20 protein-coding genes and 1 pseudogene are annotated in these 16,203 nt (G+C 33.5%); 15 read left to right on the top strand and 6 right to left on the bottom strand.

Annotated features, from left to right (window positions below):
* Window positions 1–134 precede the first annotated feature (134 nt).
* Both GTR01_RS03860 and GTR01_RS03855 read left to right on the top strand, forming a co-directional pair.
* Window positions 135–1,739, top strand: coding sequence for a helix-turn-helix domain-containing protein (locus GTR01_RS03860; protein WP_160136531.1), 1,605 nt, complete (start codon window positions 135–137; stop codon window positions 1,737–1,739).
* The gene (locus tag GTR01_RS03855; RefSeq protein WP_160136530.1) at window positions 1,736–2,866 is read left to right on the top strand and encodes a hypothetical protein; all 1,131 of its coding nucleotides are present in this window, start codon (window positions 1,736–1,738) and stop codon (window positions 2,864–2,866) included. Before GTR01_RS03860 ends, GTR01_RS03855 begins: the two co-directional genes overlap by 4 nt.
* Before the next feature lie 59 nt (window positions 2,867–2,925).
* Here the strand turns inward: GTR01_RS03855 and pafA are convergent, their stop codons facing one another.
* Window positions 2,926–4,572, bottom strand: coding sequence for an alkaline phosphatase PafA (pafA, locus tag GTR01_RS03850; RefSeq protein ID WP_160136529.1), 1,647 nt, complete (start codon window positions 4,570–4,572; stop codon window positions 2,926–2,928).
* Window positions 4,573–4,668: 96 nt separating this feature from the next.
* On the opposite strand from pafA, the gene GTR01_RS03845 reads away from it, so the two are divergent.
* From GTR01_RS03845 to GTR01_RS03830, 4 genes are read left to right on the top strand one after another with little or no spacing between them, the layout of a single operon-like run.
* Window positions 4,669–5,457 (top strand): DUF6896 domain-containing protein, encoded by a 789-nt coding sequence (locus GTR01_RS03845; protein WP_185155088.1) that lies wholly within the window; start codon window positions 4,669–4,671, stop codon window positions 5,455–5,457.
* A 13-nt stretch (window positions 5,458–5,470) separates the two neighbouring features.
* Window positions 5,471–6,256 (top strand): hypothetical protein, encoded by a 786-nt coding sequence (locus GTR01_RS03840; protein ID WP_160136528.1) that lies wholly within the window; start codon window positions 5,471–5,473, stop codon window positions 6,254–6,256.
* Between the two features lie 31 nt (window positions 6,257–6,287).
* Window positions 6,288–6,680: a VOC family protein gene (locus GTR01_RS03835; protein WP_160136527.1), complete on the top strand. Its 393-nt coding sequence runs from the start codon at window positions 6,288–6,290 to the stop codon at window positions 6,678–6,680.
* Between the two features lie 12 nt (window positions 6,681–6,692).
* The gene (locus GTR01_RS03830; RefSeq protein WP_160136526.1) at window positions 6,693–7,229 is read left to right on the top strand and encodes a GNAT family N-acetyltransferase; all 537 of its coding nucleotides are present in this window, start codon (window positions 6,693–6,695) and stop codon (window positions 7,227–7,229) included.
* A 99-nt stretch (window positions 7,230–7,328) separates the two neighbouring features.
* On the opposite strand, the gene GTR01_RS03825 is transcribed toward GTR01_RS03830, so the two are convergent.
* Window positions 7,329–8,669 carry a M28 family metallopeptidase gene (locus GTR01_RS03825; RefSeq protein WP_160136525.1) on the bottom strand — a complete coding sequence of 447 codons (1,341 nt, stop codon included), beginning with the start codon at window positions 8,667–8,669 and terminating at the stop codon, window positions 7,329–7,331.
* Window positions 8,670–8,831: 162 nt separating this feature from the next.
* Here GTR01_RS03825 and GTR01_RS03820 point away from each other — a divergent pair, with 162 nt between their 5' ends.
* The 6 genes from GTR01_RS03820 to GTR01_RS03795 all read left to right on the top strand — a co-directional run bounded on the left by GTR01_RS03820 (window position 8,832) and on the right by GTR01_RS03795 (window position 12,040).
* Window positions 8,832–9,074: a hypothetical protein gene (locus GTR01_RS03820; protein ID WP_160136524.1), complete on the top strand. Its 243-nt coding sequence runs from the start codon at window positions 8,832–8,834 to the stop codon at window positions 9,072–9,074.
* Window positions 9,075–9,205: 131 nt separating this feature from the next.
* Window positions 9,206–9,799 (top strand): Crp/Fnr family transcriptional regulator, encoded by a 594-nt coding sequence (locus GTR01_RS03815; protein WP_228452145.1) that lies wholly within the window; start codon window positions 9,206–9,208, stop codon window positions 9,797–9,799.
* Window positions 9,800–9,856: 57 nt separating this feature from the next.
* The gene (locus tag GTR01_RS03810) at window positions 9,857–10,408 is read left to right on the top strand and encodes a putative glycolipid-binding domain-containing protein (protein WP_160136523.1); all 552 of its coding nucleotides are present in this window, start codon (window positions 9,857–9,859) and stop codon (window positions 10,406–10,408) included.
* A gap of 74 nt (window positions 10,409–10,482) precedes the next feature.
* Window positions 10,483–10,746: a hypothetical protein gene (locus tag GTR01_RS03805; protein ID WP_160136522.1), complete on the top strand. Its 264-nt coding sequence runs from the start codon at window positions 10,483–10,485 to the stop codon at window positions 10,744–10,746.
* Between the two features lie 15 nt (window positions 10,747–10,761).
* Window positions 10,762–11,484 (top strand): DUF1963 domain-containing protein, encoded by a 723-nt coding sequence (locus tag GTR01_RS03800; protein ID WP_160136521.1) that lies wholly within the window; start codon window positions 10,762–10,764, stop codon window positions 11,482–11,484.
* Window positions 11,485–11,551: 67 nt separating this feature from the next.
* Window positions 11,552–12,040 carry a hypothetical protein gene (locus tag GTR01_RS03795; protein WP_160136520.1) on the top strand — a complete coding sequence of 163 codons (489 nt, stop codon included), beginning with the start codon at window positions 11,552–11,554 and terminating at the stop codon, window positions 12,038–12,040.
* A 65-nt stretch (window positions 12,041–12,105) separates the two neighbouring features.
* Here the strand turns inward: GTR01_RS03795 and GTR01_RS24560 are convergent.
* Window positions 12,106–12,468: pseudogene (locus tag GTR01_RS24560) on the bottom strand (GNAT family N-acetyltransferase); the annotation flags it as partial.
* A gap of 27 nt (window positions 12,469–12,495) precedes the next feature.
* Window positions 12,496–12,618, bottom strand: a complete 123-nt coding sequence (locus tag GTR01_RS24555) for a GNAT family N-acetyltransferase (RefSeq protein WP_228452143.1) — start codon at window positions 12,616–12,618, stop codon at window positions 12,496–12,498.
* Window positions 12,619–12,808: 190 nt separating this feature from the next.
* On the opposite strand from GTR01_RS24555, the gene GTR01_RS03785 reads away from it, so the two are divergent.
* The 3 genes from GTR01_RS03785 (at window position 12,809) to GTR01_RS03775 (ending at window position 14,512) form a co-directional block, all read left to right on the top strand.
* Window positions 12,809–13,282, top strand: a complete 474-nt coding sequence (locus GTR01_RS03785) for a PaaI family thioesterase (RefSeq protein WP_160136519.1) — start codon at window positions 12,809–12,811, stop codon at window positions 13,280–13,282.
* Window positions 13,283–13,558: 276 nt separating this feature from the next.
* Window positions 13,559–13,921 carry a hypothetical protein gene (locus GTR01_RS03780; protein ID WP_160136518.1) on the top strand — a complete coding sequence of 121 codons (363 nt, stop codon included), beginning with the start codon at window positions 13,559–13,561 and terminating at the stop codon, window positions 13,919–13,921.
* A 45-nt stretch (window positions 13,922–13,966) separates the two neighbouring features.
* Window positions 13,967–14,512 (top strand): hypothetical protein, encoded by a 546-nt coding sequence (locus GTR01_RS03775; RefSeq protein ID WP_160136517.1) that lies wholly within the window; start codon window positions 13,967–13,969, stop codon window positions 14,510–14,512.
* An 86-nt stretch (window positions 14,513–14,598) separates the two neighbouring features.
* Here GTR01_RS03775 and GTR01_RS03770 read toward each other — a convergent pair whose 3' ends face one another.
* Both GTR01_RS03770 and GTR01_RS03765 read right to left on the bottom strand, forming a co-directional pair.
* Complete coding sequence (locus GTR01_RS03770; RefSeq protein ID WP_045500033.1) at window positions 14,599–15,525, bottom strand: malate dehydrogenase; 927 nt, start codon at window positions 15,523–15,525, stop codon at window positions 14,599–14,601.
* A gap of 118 nt (window positions 15,526–15,643) precedes the next feature.
* Window positions 15,644–16,195: a biliverdin-producing heme oxygenase gene (locus tag GTR01_RS03765; RefSeq protein ID WP_160136516.1), complete on the bottom strand. Its 552-nt coding sequence runs from the start codon at window positions 16,193–16,195 to the stop codon at window positions 15,644–15,646.
* Window positions 16,196–16,203 lie beyond the last annotated feature (8 nt).

Raw genomic sequence — 16,203 nt, 5'->3', positions numbered from 1 at the left:
TTAATATTATATTTACCCAAACAAAAGAAAAAGGCTTTCACAATTCGTGAATTTCAAAAGAATAAAAATTTTAAAATATTAATAATCAAACACTTAAATACAATCTATTTTAAAGACTGATTTCAGAGGATATTATGAAAAACAAATTATTATTAAGCAAAATGTTTAAAAATAGTGGCCGGATTTTATTATTAATATTGATAGTATATTCCATTGTTATCAACGGACAATCTGGCTCGGATTTTAATATTATCGCTGATAAGGCATTCCAGAAACTCTATCAAAATTCTGACGACTGCATCAGTTATACTCAAGGCATTCTCGTAAGTGATCAGGATATTGAACATAAAATCATTTTACAAAATATACTTTCACAGGCTTTTGCTATGAAGGGCGATTATATGCAGTCTGTCAATAGTTTTTCTCAAAAAGAGGATCAGAATCAGAATTTATCTTATTTCATGCAGGTTTTTGGAGATTATAATCTTGCAGACCAATATCAGAATCTGGGCCTATACAATCAATCAAAAAAGATTATTGTTCATCTCCTATCAGATCAGAAACTTCTGACAAGTAATGATCCTAAATTAAGGATAACCACAGCCAAGCTCTATCAATTACAGGCTCTAAACCTAGGAATCAACAGAGATTACCCAAATGCATTAAAAAACCTTGACAAAAGTGACCAGTATATTGATCTCTATAACGAAGAGCATTCAATCATAAAAATGGAAAACAGAATTTTCCGCTCTTCTTATTTAATGAAGCAAAATAAGCTGTCTGAGTATAGAAAACTCATAGAAAGTATTATTTCTGATCTTGAAAAACAGCCAAATCAACCGTTTCTACTTGGATTAGCTTATGAAAATCTATCCCGGTACTACTTTTTGATACAAGATTATAAAACCTCTGCCCAGAAACTGGAATTGGGGCTTTCTTTGATTGAAAACCTTCCTTTCAACAATTTAAAAATCAAATTCTACGAATCTTTATCCCGAACCTATTTTGCTCTTCATGATGATGCCAAATACCATCAATACAATAAATACTACAATGATTTAAAAACCAAAACAAATTCCAGCACCAGAGAAGGGATACGCTATATTGTAAAACTGGTGGAAACCAATCAAAATAAAAATATTGAATTTCAAAAACAAACTTATTTACAATCTTTCTGGATTTCCGCACTTATACTAGCTTTCATTATCATTGGTTTATTTACCTATTTTATAATCATCTACAACAAAAATAAAGACTTAAAAAGGCAATTTGAATTCTTTGAAAAGCAAGATAACCGACAAAAAGAGGCAATATCTTCAGTTTCTGGATTAGTAAAAAAAATATCAGATGCAGAGAAAAGTTCTAATAAAATCTCTAAGGAAAAAGAAGAAGAAATTCTTCAAAAACTTAAACAATTTGAACAATCTGATCGATACCTGCATAAAAATATGTCCCTTTCTATGCTTTCTTCCCAACTGGAAGTTAATACCAAATATCTTTCGGAAGTCATTAATAATAACAAGGAAAAAAACTTTAACGGCTATATCAACAAACTAAGGATCAATCACATTGCCCAACTTTTAAAAAACGATTCTACGTTTCTCAATTATAAAGTGAGCTATCTGGCTGAATATTCCGGGTTTTCTTCTCATAGTGCTTTTGCAACCGTTTTTAAATCGGTAACCGGAATGTCTCCCAATGCTTATATTCAGGAAATCAGTAAAAGTAAAGTGTCATGAAATTAACATTGAAAATAATATTCTGTGTCTTTCTATCCATTGTTTTTATAAATGGGCAGAAAACTTCAGATACTGCTCTGATAAAAAAAGCTAAACAGGAAATCTATGATAACCCTGATAAAACGATTCAGATTGGAGAACAATTATTAAAAAAAAGCAATAATATTAAAACATCGATTGAGCTTTATATGCTTCTTTCTACCGCCAATATTGCGAAAAGAAATTTTGATGAATCTTTGAAATACATTTTAAAAGCTAAAGAGCTTTCACAAAAAATCAATGATCCCAAAAGCCAGGTAAGTGTTCTCATTTCTGTGGCTATACAGTATCAACAAATGGAATTGTTCAGTAAAAGCCTTGAAACACTGAATGAAGCAGATCAGTATTTAACCCAAATCCCCGAAAATACTCCCGCAAGGTATATAGAAACAGCAACAAGCAATGCCATCAGGGGAATGATCTATAAAAGCCAGTCTAATTCCGAAATTGCTCTGGAGAAGTTCTTAATTTCAATAGACAATTTTGAAAAGGTTCCTTCCAAGAAAACAACTTACTCCAATATGAGTGTGGTATATTACAACATTGGCTATTGCTATCTTAATCTAAATGAAATTGACAAAGCAGAACAGGCATTTTTACAATCCAGGAACTATGCTCAAAAAAATAACGCCAAGAGTCTGGAAGCATTTGCATTAAAAGGAATGTCTGAACTACATAAACAAAAACACGAAAATCAAACAGCTTTGAACCTTTTAACAGAAGCTGAGCATCTAAGTAAAAATACAGGAGACATCATTTTGAACGAAGGTATTTACAAAGAGATGGCAGATAACTATCTCGCTATAGGGGAACAAGATTTATATCAATTGTACAATAAGAAATACATGGAGATGAGTTTCAAAAGAAAGCAAAATGAATTAATGTCTATCAATCAGGTAATCGATAATCACAATAAAGAAACTTCCATAAAAAGTAAAAAACTGAAGTCTCAGTATTATTATCTGAAGATCATATCCTTTGCTATTGCCGGGATTCTTATTCCTCTCCTGTTGTATTTTATTTTAAAAATAAGAAAACAGAATAAGAAGTTTCAAAAAGAGATCCAGCAAATCATCAGGACTTCATAACTTATATACAATAAAAAAAACATTCCGAATTGGAATGTTTTTCATGTATGTTAGTCAGCTTATTTACCCATAACTTCAGTGATTGGATTTCCAACATTTCCACTTGGGAATTGAATTTTCAGTAGTGAAGAAACTGTTGGAGCAATATCAGTCATATGATAAGGTTTATTGCTTTCTCCTTGCTGAACTCCCCAACCCATAAAGATCAATGGAATGTGTGAATCATAAGAGTTCCATACACTGTGTGTAGTTCCTGTTTTAGAATATGGCGGAAGCATAGAATCATGAGAGATCAATTGGATATCACCACTTCTCTGTCTGTTGATTCCGTTAATGATTCTTTGTTTGATAGGTTCCGGAATGCTTGATTCAGCCACTCTATCTACAGAAACTGCATATAAAACAGTTGGATCTTTTTCAAGTTCTTTCACAGCGAAGTTTCTTACATCATCCAATTCAAGCTTGCTATCTGCCAATACTTTTCTATCAAAGTAAATCTGATAGTTATCAATTGCGTTAATCAATTTATCAGCTCCGAATTTTTCTTTCAATTTTTGGTTAAGATTCTTTTCAGCACCTTCTCCAAAGAAACCTGTCGGAATTTTATGTTCTTTCAAGAATCCTACAGAATGTGCTCCACCGTGGTCAGCAGAAAGGAAAACTGTATACTGTCCTTTTCCAACTTTTGAATCCAGATAGTTGAAGAATTGTGCTAAATCCTGATCTAATCTGATGTAAACATCTTCTACTTCAATAGAGTTCGGCCCAAACTTATGTCCTGCATAATCCGTAGAAGCCAAATTGATTGCTAAGAAGTCTGTAATATTATCACCGCCTAATTTTTCACCTTCTACAGAAGCCTCTGCCAGCTTCAAAGTCAATGTATTTCCGAAAGGTGTATAGCGAATATTATCTTTTTTTGTCTGGTAATCTTTTGCAAGATCATTGTATGGGAATGTAGGCGTTTTTGCACTACCCAATAATCCTTCCCAAGGAGAATTGTCTGGTGCACTTTCTGTATACTGATTGATTGGAAGTAAAGTATTCCAACCGTTTGCTACCAATTTTTCCGGTAAATTCTGAGAGTTGAATGATTTTACCCATTGAGGTAAATCATTCATATACCATGTACTGGTGATAAAATTTCCGGTACTGTCATCAAACCAGAAAGCTCCGTTGGGTGTGTGACCTGCAGGAAGAATAGAAGCTCTGTCTTTCAGTGAAACTCCGACTACTTTCCCTTGGAAATTGGTTGCCAATCTTAACTCATCCGTTACTGTAGTAGACCATAAGTTTTTTGGAGAATGGCTTCCTGTCTTTGTATTGGTTGTTCCTACCGGCTGAACACTATCATCCGCGGTACAGTATACTCCTTTACCTGTTTCCTTATCTGTCCAGTCGTTTCCGGCAATTCCGTGAATCGCAGGTACAGATCCTGTATAGATACAAGTATGTCCCAAAGCTGTAATGGTAGGAACATAAGGAATGTGTACATTATTTAAAGAATATCCTGTATTCAAAAGTCTTTTGAAACCGTCATTTCCATATTTATTATAAAAACGGTATAAATAGTCCCAACGCATCTGATCTACAACAAGACCTACTACTAATTTGGGTCTCTCCAATTGAGAATTTTTGTTCTTCTGCGCATTGATTGTAACTACGGACAAAAAAGTAGCTGCCGCAATTGAAATGTTCCTAAGCATCCAAGTAAAATTTTATTGATCACAAATTTAGGGGTTTTGAATGTTTTAGAACATGAAATTTTATTTAAATTTGAATAATTACCCGTATTTAAAGTTTTGGAAACGATTATTCATTTAATAAATATAAAATCTGTCGAGGAATTACCTAGAATTGAAGATATTATCAGAAGACCTCGACATCAGCAAATTAAAATTCTTTTTGAGCCTTCTGTTTTACATTTAAGAGAAAGTTATGGTGAAGATTTAAAGGAAACACTTCCCAACCATCTCATTGCTATCCATACAATAGATCCGGAGATTAATATCAGTAAGCTTATTTCAGATGAAGAAATTATTCTTAATCAAGCATTCTTTATACAGTGTGCAAAAGATTATCGAATACTTGGAAATCAATTAGTTCACTTGTTCTGCAAAGAAAAGAAAATTAAACTTAATGAAAAATTCCCTAGTTTAATTTTTAACAATCTGAAAGACAAGAAAAACCAATCAGGAAAAGTGGGAAAATGGAAGTACTTTATTCATGGCTTTCATTGTCATTTCAAGAATATAAAAACAGGTCAGGAAATTGAAGTTCCTTTCATGTTTGGAATGGAATTCGGCGTTTTAGATCCTTACTTTTTTGTCCAATTTATAAAATCTACACCAAAATTTCAACCATTACCCGTTGATCTTCATAAAGATTATCATGATGGTAATAGAATACTTAAAGTTCTATTTAACTTAGGTTTATTAGAAAAGATTAACTCAAACCTGGAAGGACATACCGGAATTGTCATAAAGGATAGAGAAAAGATTGAAATTAATACTTTCACTCCAGAAGATTACTTTGAAGTACTTAAACCATCATCAAAATGGTCAAGATTACTTCACTTTTTTAAATTTTAATAATTAAAACAACATGATTTTAGGAGTATACTGGTACTTTAAATTCCCTGAAGATCTCTATCATTTCAAGTTTTTTAAGTTTTTTGAGGGATATGGCGGTCATGCTGATAATGCAGCTGAATTGGCTGCAAGAGTTCAGGTTGAAAATACAGATGATTTTATCGGGAAGCTGGAAGATTTGAAAACCCGTTTTAAAGAAGCATTCTTGTTTCTTAATATCAATGAAAACCAACTTATCATTAATATTGGTGGTTATCAGCTTTTTGATTTTCAGTTTCAGTTTGCTCTTGAAATAGAAACCTTGCTTACCCGTGAGAACGCCATATTGCAGGACTCTAGTATTCCGTTTAAAACATTATCTACTAAAACCTATCATAGTGAAGTAGAAAATTTTGGCCATATTGAACATCGTTTTCTACAGATTGTGGGTTCAGATTTTAAAAAGAATAATGCCGAAAATCTCTCCATAAGAATTGACTGTAACCTGCCTTTAGCAGACAAAGAATTCTTCATTAATGATTTGGGTTCTATCTGTAGAGAAGAAAACCTGAATGCATTCTATTACAAAAACCATGACTTCAAAAATCACTGTAATCTGATGCTTTTCTTCACGAATGGCCGTCAGAAGACAGATTCTATTCAGACCGTCAATCTTAATTCATTTGGAAATAAAATAAGGCAGCTTGCTGAAAAATATCCGTTTCATTTTGGTCATCTCGAAGGCTTACAATATTATCCTCAAAGCAAGCCTCACATAGAGCTGATGGTAGATGAAGAATATATTATACATCAAAAATAAATTTAAACCCAACAATGCTAAATCTGATAATATGATCAAGTTTAAATATGTCATTCTGTATGTAGAAAATGTGGAATCATCCATGAATTTCTACCAAAACACTTTTGATGCAGAGATCAAATTCATTACCCCTGAAAAAGATTATGGAGAGCTACTGACAGGAGAAACCACTCTATCTTTTGCCTCCATTGCTTTAGCCAGTTCTAATATTAAAAAGGGATTTCTGCTTTCAAAAACCGAAGCTAAACCTTTTGGAGTTGAACTTGGATTTGTAACTGATGATGTAGAAGGTCTGATTGAAAAAGCAATAAAAAACGGAGCTATTCTTTATGAAGATATTGCTGTAAAACCATGGGGACAAAAAACAGCCTATATCAAAGATCCTGATAATTATTTAGTAGAAATCTGTACAGAAATTCAATAAAAACATTCTTCAATGGAAATAAAAAAACTTCAAAAGTTAACCTCCAATCCTAGCCTAAATTGGGGGTACAACGGATATTCAACAAATATTATCTATTCTGTTTCCTCTATTGAATTCAATGGTTCCTTTGAGTTTATCATGAGAGAAAAAAAACTTTCCTATAACAAAGTCTGGACAACCGATTCCGATGACATAGAAGAACTCAATACCATTATTGAAAAGGATCATTCCTTTGGAGCTTTTGCTGATAATGAACTTCAAGGCTGGATCATCTGCGAACACAGAACCTGGAACAACAGCTTTTACATTGAAAACATCCTGATCAATGAAAAATACAGAAGACAGGGAATCGGTATTATGTTGATTAAAAGCGCGATCAAAGAAGCCAGAAAGTTAAATTGTAGAGTTATTGAACTTGAAACCCAGAATACCAACTACCCAGCTATACAATTTTACAGAAGAATGGGATTCAATATTACCGGAATCAATACAAGACTGTATGACCAATCCGAAGAGATTGCTCTTTTTATGACTGTGGATATCGAATAACCACTATCTATTTTTAGATTTTGGCTAAAGCCAATGGATATCTATTATAAATAAGGAAAGCGGGCTAAAGCCCGCTTCTATTGATGTGTAATTTAAATTTTATTTTATTTTTGGTACAACAATCAGACTTTCATTTCCTGAAGCATTTACCGCCTGTACTGCAAAGAAATAGTTATCTTTAGAATAAGGTAACTGAATAGAATTCTCTTGGGTAAAGATTTTTTTCTGCCACACCGAAGCATCCGTTTCACGCATCAAAACGTAGTATCCCGCTATTTCTCCCAACTTGGGTTTTTCCCAGGAAAGGTCTGTAAAATTGGTAAGCTTATTGACTTCTATTTTTACATTTTCAGGTTTTGAAGGAGCTTTTGCAAGATTGGCTAAAACTGCAATATTTACCCCTACATTCTTTTTAAAATATTCAAAATCCATAAACTCAGGCAGATCTCCATACTCTATTCCATTCTCTTTTCTGATGTCCTGATGCTGATGATCGAAGTTTTCGTTAAATTCAGTCAGTCGTACCGCAGCAAAACCTTTTTCTACAAACGGAGTATGATCTCCGCCTCTCAGAAACCTATCATTTCTATAGATTAATTTAACCTGAAGATTATCAACATACCGTTCTCCTATTTCTTTAATATATCTTGCCAGCTGCCTTGATTCGCCATCGTTTTCCAATCCAAACTTTCTGATATCTGCCGCTTTCTTATCCAATTCGTACTGAGGTAGGCCTTCGGAAAAAACTCTTAGTTGATGACTATTTATTAAATGAGTGTCACTACTGAGATTATTTGAAATCATATCATTATTCAGCAATGCTTCCAATTGCCAGCCTTCATTAACTGCTTTCTCCGCCAGCATTTTTGATCCTAGCAACCCTTGCTCTTCACCGGAAAAAGCAACCAGCACAATACTTGCCGGAAATTTAGATTTGCTCAATATTCTTGCACTTTCTATAAGGGCAGCTACCCCACTTCCGTCATCATTGGCTCCCGGAGCATTGTCTTTTACATTCATAACATCACTTACCCTCGAATCCAGATGTCCACTTACCATAAATAATCTTTTATCACTAGGATTTGTTCCACGGATAATGGCAATAACATTTCCCAAATCGGTAGGGCGGTCAATTCTTTTCCCATCTGGCTGAAGCATTTGATTTTGCATAAAAACCTCCATCCTTCCACCAGAGTTTTTCGCATAATTATTGAATTTTTTCAATACCCATTTTCTTGCTGCTCCTATTCCTCTTTTCGGGTCTGTAGTAGAACTCATCGTATGCCTCGTTCCAAAGCCCACCAAAGAATTGATATGACTTTTAAGAGAATCTGTACTTACCTGTGAAACCTGATTCAGGATTTCGGGATCCTGATGAATTGTTTGTTGAGCGCACAATACAACAGGAATAAAAAATAAAGTGAAAAGTATTTTTTTCATAATACGGAGATCAATTAATCTTTTGCAATTTATTTTTAATTAGTAGAATAACAAACAAAGTTGGTAAATTTCATTAACAATGATCTTTAATTTAGAATTAGACACTTGCTGGTGTATTATTTTTTTAGATATTAGTAATCAACAAATTAAACATCAGTTACTATGAAAAATTCAAAAAAATTAAAAAGAAATCAATTGGTATTGATCAGTGGTGGTGACACTGCTTATGCAGTTTGTTTAGATGGATATTGCCCTCCTACTACCGGATCTTATTATTGTAGTGGCAACACTTGTTATAGAAGATCCACTGGAGGTGGTAGTAACCCTGGAGGCGGTGGTATACCTTGTCATGAACCCTTACGTTTCTGCCAGGATGGAGAAACCGGATGTGGATGCAGATATTAAAATTCACATTATTATATAAAATGAAGAGTGGTTTTTTGCCGCTCTTTTATTTTTTTTAAAGTTAAACCAATAATCTCTGATTATAAATCTAATCCAATTTCGCTATTTTCGCAAAAATAACCTTACAGCAGATGGATACAAAGAAAAATATTCTGGAAAACCTTCTTATTTATCTCCGTTCTCTTACTCCATTTTCTGATGAAAGCTGGGCTTTACTGCAACCTGCTCTTTCAGAAAAAGTGTATAAAAAAAATGAACTGCTGCTTCAGGAAGGGGAAATTTGTAAATCGTTATTTTATATTAATAAAGGCTTTTGCAAAAGTTATTATGAAATAAATGCTGTTGTAAAAAACACCGAATTTTTCTTTGAAAATGAAATTGCAACCAATATCAGCAGCTTCGGAAGCGGAAAACCTTCCGAATTCAATATGATGGCCTGTGAAGAACTACACGCTATTGTCTTTGATAAGGAAAAATTGTTTAAAATAGCAGAGCAGTACATTGAAGTAGAATCACTAGGACGAAACTGTATCCGACAGATTGCTTATAAACAGGAAGAGTTTTCTAATCTGTTTAAGCTATATTCAGCGCAGGAAAGACTGGAATATCTTGAAAATAAATATCCCGAAATGTTACAACGGATTCCTCTTACCCAACTGGCTTCATTCCTAGGAGTAGCCAGGGAAACATTAAGCCGGATCAGAAAACGAAGAATTTCCCAATAATAGAAATTTCTTCGCAATCCAATCTAAAAATTACGATCACACCTAATCCAAAACAAAATGAAAACATTGATCTGGCAAGGAATTGCTTTTCAGTCTCTGGAATATTTCAAACTTAAAGAAAATGATAAAGACCTACAGGTAACCTCCAAAATTATTGGCTGTTATGAAGATAAAATATATGCTGTAGATTATCAGTTAACCATTGACTCGGAGTGGAATATTCAGGAATTTATGATTGAATCTGAAATCAATACTGTTAAAAATAGGCTGACAGGCAAGAAATATCAGCATGAATGGAAAATTAACAATATGATTAACGCTGATTTTGATGGTTTCAACTTTATTGATATTTCTTTAACCCCTTTCACCAATACTTTACCTATTAACAACCTGAAACTGGCTGAAAATGACACTCAGGAAATTAAGGTTATTTATATTGATGTTTTAAATAATCTGGTAAAACCGGTTACTCAGCAATACACCAGAATTGCAACTCATACTTATCATTATGACAATCTGCAAACTGATTTCAAATCGGATATCGTAGTGGACGAAAATGGCCTGGTTGTTAATTATCCTAAACTATTTGATAAAATAGCTGAAATGTAAAATCTAATCTGTTCAACATTAATTTCTTTATCCTTATTCAATTTTTTATCTTTGGCTCCACATCAACAATCACTATGACTATTGCCGAAATAAAAGAAGCAGCCCTTACTTGTGGCATTCTAAACCAACAGGAGCTGAGTAAAAAAATAAGAGAATTAAAGGACAACGGACTTTCCTATCTGGGATGTTTTGCGTTTACCCAGCATAACCAGCAAATTTCCACTTTAGAAGCCAAAAATCTCACATTGGAATTGGATGCTTTTACAGATGAAGAAAAAGCTGAATACAATGGTTATCATCATTTGATGATGGAAGATTTTAAAGAAGAAGAAAACTAATACCTTATCACAAAAATGGACAACAGAATTCAGGAAATCAAAAATAAGATCGAAAGACCTGCTACAGAATTTTTCACTGGTGGCTTCAGACCTCTGAATATTTTGGAAGAATCATGGATCGGACGGGTATTTGCCTATGCTGAAGATGAAGAGATTCCTTTGGATAAAAATGGAGATCCAATGATGCCGCTTATTCAGTTTTACCTTCCCAACCAACCTTTTGTGCCGGAACTGATAAAGGATAAAAAACTGATTACGGTATTTATCACTCAGGATTTTCCGGAAACTTTTGAAAAAATGGGTGAAAACTGGCTTATCAGGGAATATGATAGTCTGGAAAATATTGTCATCAAAGACTTACAAAGCCCTGTTTCTTATTTAAATCCATTTCCAATGCGTTCCCAGTTCTACGCTAATGATGCTCCTTTATGGGACGGCGGTGGAATTGAAGACATAGATTATAATATAACGTCCGAAATCCTTACCCTTGAAAGAGAAGGACTTTTCGACAGCTATTTTGACATCATTAATCACTGTTACAGCACTAAATTAGGTGGTTATCCATCATTTTGCCAGCCTGGCATTGGGTTTAAGGATGGTTTTGGAGAAGGCTTCGAGTTTGTTTTTCAGGTTTCCTCAGACGGCAAAGCTAACTTGAATGTGATTGACAGTGGCAGCCTTATGTTTGCAAAGAATAAGGAGACCGGAGAATGGAGTTTGTATTATGATTTTTATTGATAAGTTATATTTGAAAAAATATCAACAGAGTAATTAATAAAAAATAGCATAACAGAAATTAATATAAATGAAAAAATGGATTAATAGAGCGATAGGTATTATTTTACTTGGAATTCTATTATATTATGCATTAGGATATTTTTCATCATTGTTTGGTTGGTATGGCTATCAAAAATGGAAATACAGAGTTAAAACAGATACTATTGCAGATTCAAAGCAAAGAAAAGTTTTTGTAAAAGAACTGAATTATACAATTGTGGATTCTGCCAACCTAAAAGGATTTTATTTTATACCTTATATTGAAAAAGGATTTCGATATGGTTACCATTCTATGGATGAGACCAGAATTGATCATTTTACAGATTATCCTTACAACTTAACGTACGATAGAAATAAAGAAGACATAATAACATTAGACATTTACGAAGAAGATAAAGAGAAACTCGATAGTGCCGATGTTGTATGGGGGTATTTAAAAAATCCATATATAAAAGATACCATCAGAATAAAAATTGAAGGTTCAGGAAATCAAAAAGGAACCATTAAAGTTTGGTAAAATATAGCTGAACACTTAACAGCTGGTTATTCAAAAATAAAAAACATCTCAGTTGAGATGTTTTTTTATTTTCCAACCCATTCTTCTTGAAGAACCGCATAAATGACATCATCTACCCAATTGTTTTTCCAGAAAAGACTTTTCACAAAATGACCTTCTTTTCTTAAACCAATTCTTTCCATTAATTTAATAGAATCTGTATTATCAGGATCAATGGAAGCACTAATTCTATGTTTATTCAAATCATTAAAAAGGAAATCAATAACTCCTTTTAATGCTTCAGAAGCAAATCCTTGCCCCTGAAAAGCTGTATTTAATGTAATTCCTAATTCTACCTGCAAGTTTTCACTTCCTAGAAAATGAATTCCAATATCTCCGATAACATCTTTTGTTTCTTTATGAGTGATCAAAAGCTGATACCAACTTTCCGGTGTATTAAATTCATTATTATTTCTCTAAATAAAGCTTTCCACCTCTTCTAACGTTTCAGGAATCCAGCTTTGAAACTTATTGGCTTCTGCATCCGAACGATAATCGAAAATAGATTGCTTATCTTCAATAGTTATATCTCGTAACACTAACCTTTCTGTATATAATTGCATGGTTTTAATATAATTTCAAACAAAAATATGATTATTCATCGAACTTTAAGGATCATACCACTCAATGTTTACAACCTGTTGCGATAGAAAAAATAAATGGCTGTATTCTGTATAAATAAGCCTTTATTAAGATCAGTATATTTACTTTTATAAACATACTGAATCCATGACAACAATTCCAATTCTGGACTATATTAAAAAGATAGTCAACGGTGAAAATGTAGAAGAATTCACCACTTTTCAGATCTACCCTACTGCTATTTCAAAAACGTTAGGCTTTCATATCATTAATATTGCATTAGGAGAAGCAAAAGTTTCCATCCGTGCAGATACTGAAATCCACGGAAACCAACAAGGAACTATCCATGGTGGCTTACTTTGTGAATTGGCGGATGCAGCCATTGGAACAGCTCACTCTACTCTAATGAATGAAGGAGAAAGCTTTACCAGCATCGAATTAAAGATCAATTTTTTCCGTCCTACCTGGAAGGATACCCTGACCGCTCACGCCAAACCCATCCAATCCGGAAAAACCATCACTGTTTATCTCTGTGAAATCACCAATACTGAAGGTAAATTAGTGGCTGCAGTGACCAGTACAATTATGACATTAAGAGGTGATAAAGCGAAAGGAAGATAATATTATCTAACTTCAATAAGTACCTGAATAGTTTTATGAAATAGATTCGGCGAGGCCTTTGGCCTCGCCGAATCTATTTAAAACATGTTTATGGTTTCCCGTAATTTATTTTTTACTAAGACAACTAATTTTGAGTAATAATTTTTTTAAACTATGAATAGAGCAATCCATTTTCTAGTATGTTTCATGGCCACAATTATTTTAAGTTGTTGTCAAAAAAGTATAGACTCAAAAAATCAAATTAACAATTCTAATACATTAACTAAAAATTTAACTATGAAAACTAATATTGGAATCTCAAAAATTGATACTAAAAAAGAAATTAGAAGTGATGGCAATTTCAATCAGATAACACTATTTAAAGTAGATGACACTATCAACCTTGAAGAGCTAAAGAACTATTGTTCAGAAGTAAAACCTGATTACCAACATGGTTATTTTCAAATTTTGGTATTCTTCAAAAAAGCTGATGCAGCAAGATTTCCGGATAATCCTGTAACAGGAATGTACTTGGAAGATGAAGATCTCAAAAATATCAAAGCAACATATACAATTAACAACATTAACGGATATAGTAAGTTGGATTACTATGAAAAAAATAGTCTCGAAAGTCTAACTCAATCTATTGAAATTAATTAAACTGAATTATATTAATTCCCACTTATAATCTGAAATTCTATTACAATGAAGAAGGTATTCTTAATTACTACTTTATGTTTATTAGCAAGTTGTGGTAATGAAAAAAAATCTGAAAATCCTCAAATGAGCCATGAAGAACAATCAGTAACATCAAATTTAGACCTACTAAAAGGAGAGGCTTCAAGACTTCGAGCCGGAGGATCTGTTAATACTGTTGAACTAGAAAATGGAAAGGCAACTATTACCTATGTAAAAAACTATAGTGAATACAAAGAACTCAATCCACAATCTAAATTGACTGAAAACGATCTCAAAGAATACTGGTCAACCGGCCATGCAGTTCAAAAATCACTTATTTCAGGATCCGGAGAACTGTTGAAAAAATTGAGTTTTATTCATGAAGTTGAAATAATACTTCCGCTAGAGAACAAAGTCTATAAAATTGATGTTAAAAAAACAGATTTAGAAAAATTTATTGGAAAAGATTTTTCACAAATAACAGATAACTGGACAAAAGATTTCGTTGATCCTTACGTCTATGAGAAAAATGGAAGAGAAAAATTTTTCAACAAATTCGGTACTGAAAAGTAATCTGAGTGTTAAAAAATACTTATGTATTTTTAAAAACAAACCCCCGCGCCCTTCGGGCGCGGGGGTTCTATATAAAATTCAGTATATTAGAATTTAAGATCTCCATTCACTTCTCTTACTGCATTAGCAGCTTCAGCGAATTTCAATTGCTCTTCAGCAGTCAATGTTACATTTACAATTGATTCTACTCCGTTTGCTCCAATGATTGCAGGAACACCTAGGCAGATATCGTTTTGTCCGTACTCACCTTCAAGCATTAAAGAACAAGGGATCATTTTCTTTTGGTCACAAGCAATAGCCTGAACCATTACAGAAACAGCTGCACCTGGCGCATACCAAGCAGAAGTTCCTAATAATTTTGTAAGGGTAGCACCTCCAACTTTAGTTTCTTCAATAACATATTTTTGTTGGTCTTCGCTCAAGAATTCAGTTACAGGAACTCCATTTCTTGTCGCTTTGCTCAATAATGGAAGCATGCCTGTATCACTGTGAGCAGCGATTACCATACCGTCAACATCAGAAATTGGAGCTTCTAATGCTTCAGCCAATCTGTATTTGAATCTTGCAGAGTCTAATGCACCACCCATTCCGATGATTTTGTGCTTAGGAAGACCTGAAGTTTTGTGTACCAAATAAGCCATCGTATCCATTGGGTTAGAAACTACGATGATGATTACTTCCGGAGAATGTTTTACTAAGTTTTCAGTAACTTCTTTCACGATACCAGCGTTGATACCGATCAATTCTTCTCTTGTCATTCCAGGTTTTCTTGGAATCCCTGAAGTGATTACGGCTACATGAGAACCTGCAGTTTTGCTGTAATCTCCTGTTGTTCCGGTAATTTTTGTATCGAATCCGTTAAGCGACGCTGTCTGCATCAAATCCATTGCTTTACCTTCAGCAAATCCTTCTTTAATATCTACCAAAACTACTTCTGAACAGAAGTTCTTCATTGCGATGTATTCCGCACAGCTTGCTCCTACAGCGCCTGCACCTACTACAGTTACTTTCATATTGTTACTTTTTAAATTATTTATTGTTTAGTTACTATTTAAATTTGAAACTTCCCAAATTTAATAAATCCTGAAAAAATGCACAATTTTTCAGAAAATTTATTAGCATTAAAAGGAATTAGTTGACATTCAGTAAAAATGAATACAGTTTTTTCGCGCCAGACAGCACTTCTCCATACTTTTCCTCTGAAACTTCAGTATCAAGAACCTCCTTAAAGTTCTTCCACATTGCCCCCGTATTCTCCTGATAGCATCCGAAAAAATTAAAAGTTACGGCATCAAAACCTTCCGTTTTAGAAAGCTGCTTAGCAATTACGTTCCCACCCAACGTAGAACCTTCAATCACGTACATTGCACCTAAGGCTTCATGTTCATTTTCAAATTCCAGGTTGTGAGATGCTGACTGATTTTCCAGAGAAAGGCTTACAAGATCCTTTTCAATAAGAGAAAGTTTCTTTCTATCTGTAAGCTGAAGCTTATCAGCATACTTGTCGGAAAGACTGTTGAATATTTTATCTTCACTGTGAAGAAGCATCAGATAGTTGGTATGGATGATCTTTTTATAGTCTTCTAACGTGAAAGTTTTATTAAAAATCTTTTCAGAATTAAAAAGTTTCTCGGCTGCATCGTGATAGTCTGCTGTATTTTGTTTAAGATATTCTGATACCATAATAACGT

The organism is Chryseobacterium sp. c4a (assembly GCF_009900745.1).
Taxonomy (GTDB): domain Bacteria; phylum Bacteroidota; class Bacteroidia; order Flavobacteriales; family Weeksellaceae; genus Chryseobacterium.
Note: the sequence above shows the minus strand (reverse complement) of the source record. Positions and strands in the feature narration are given on the sequence as shown.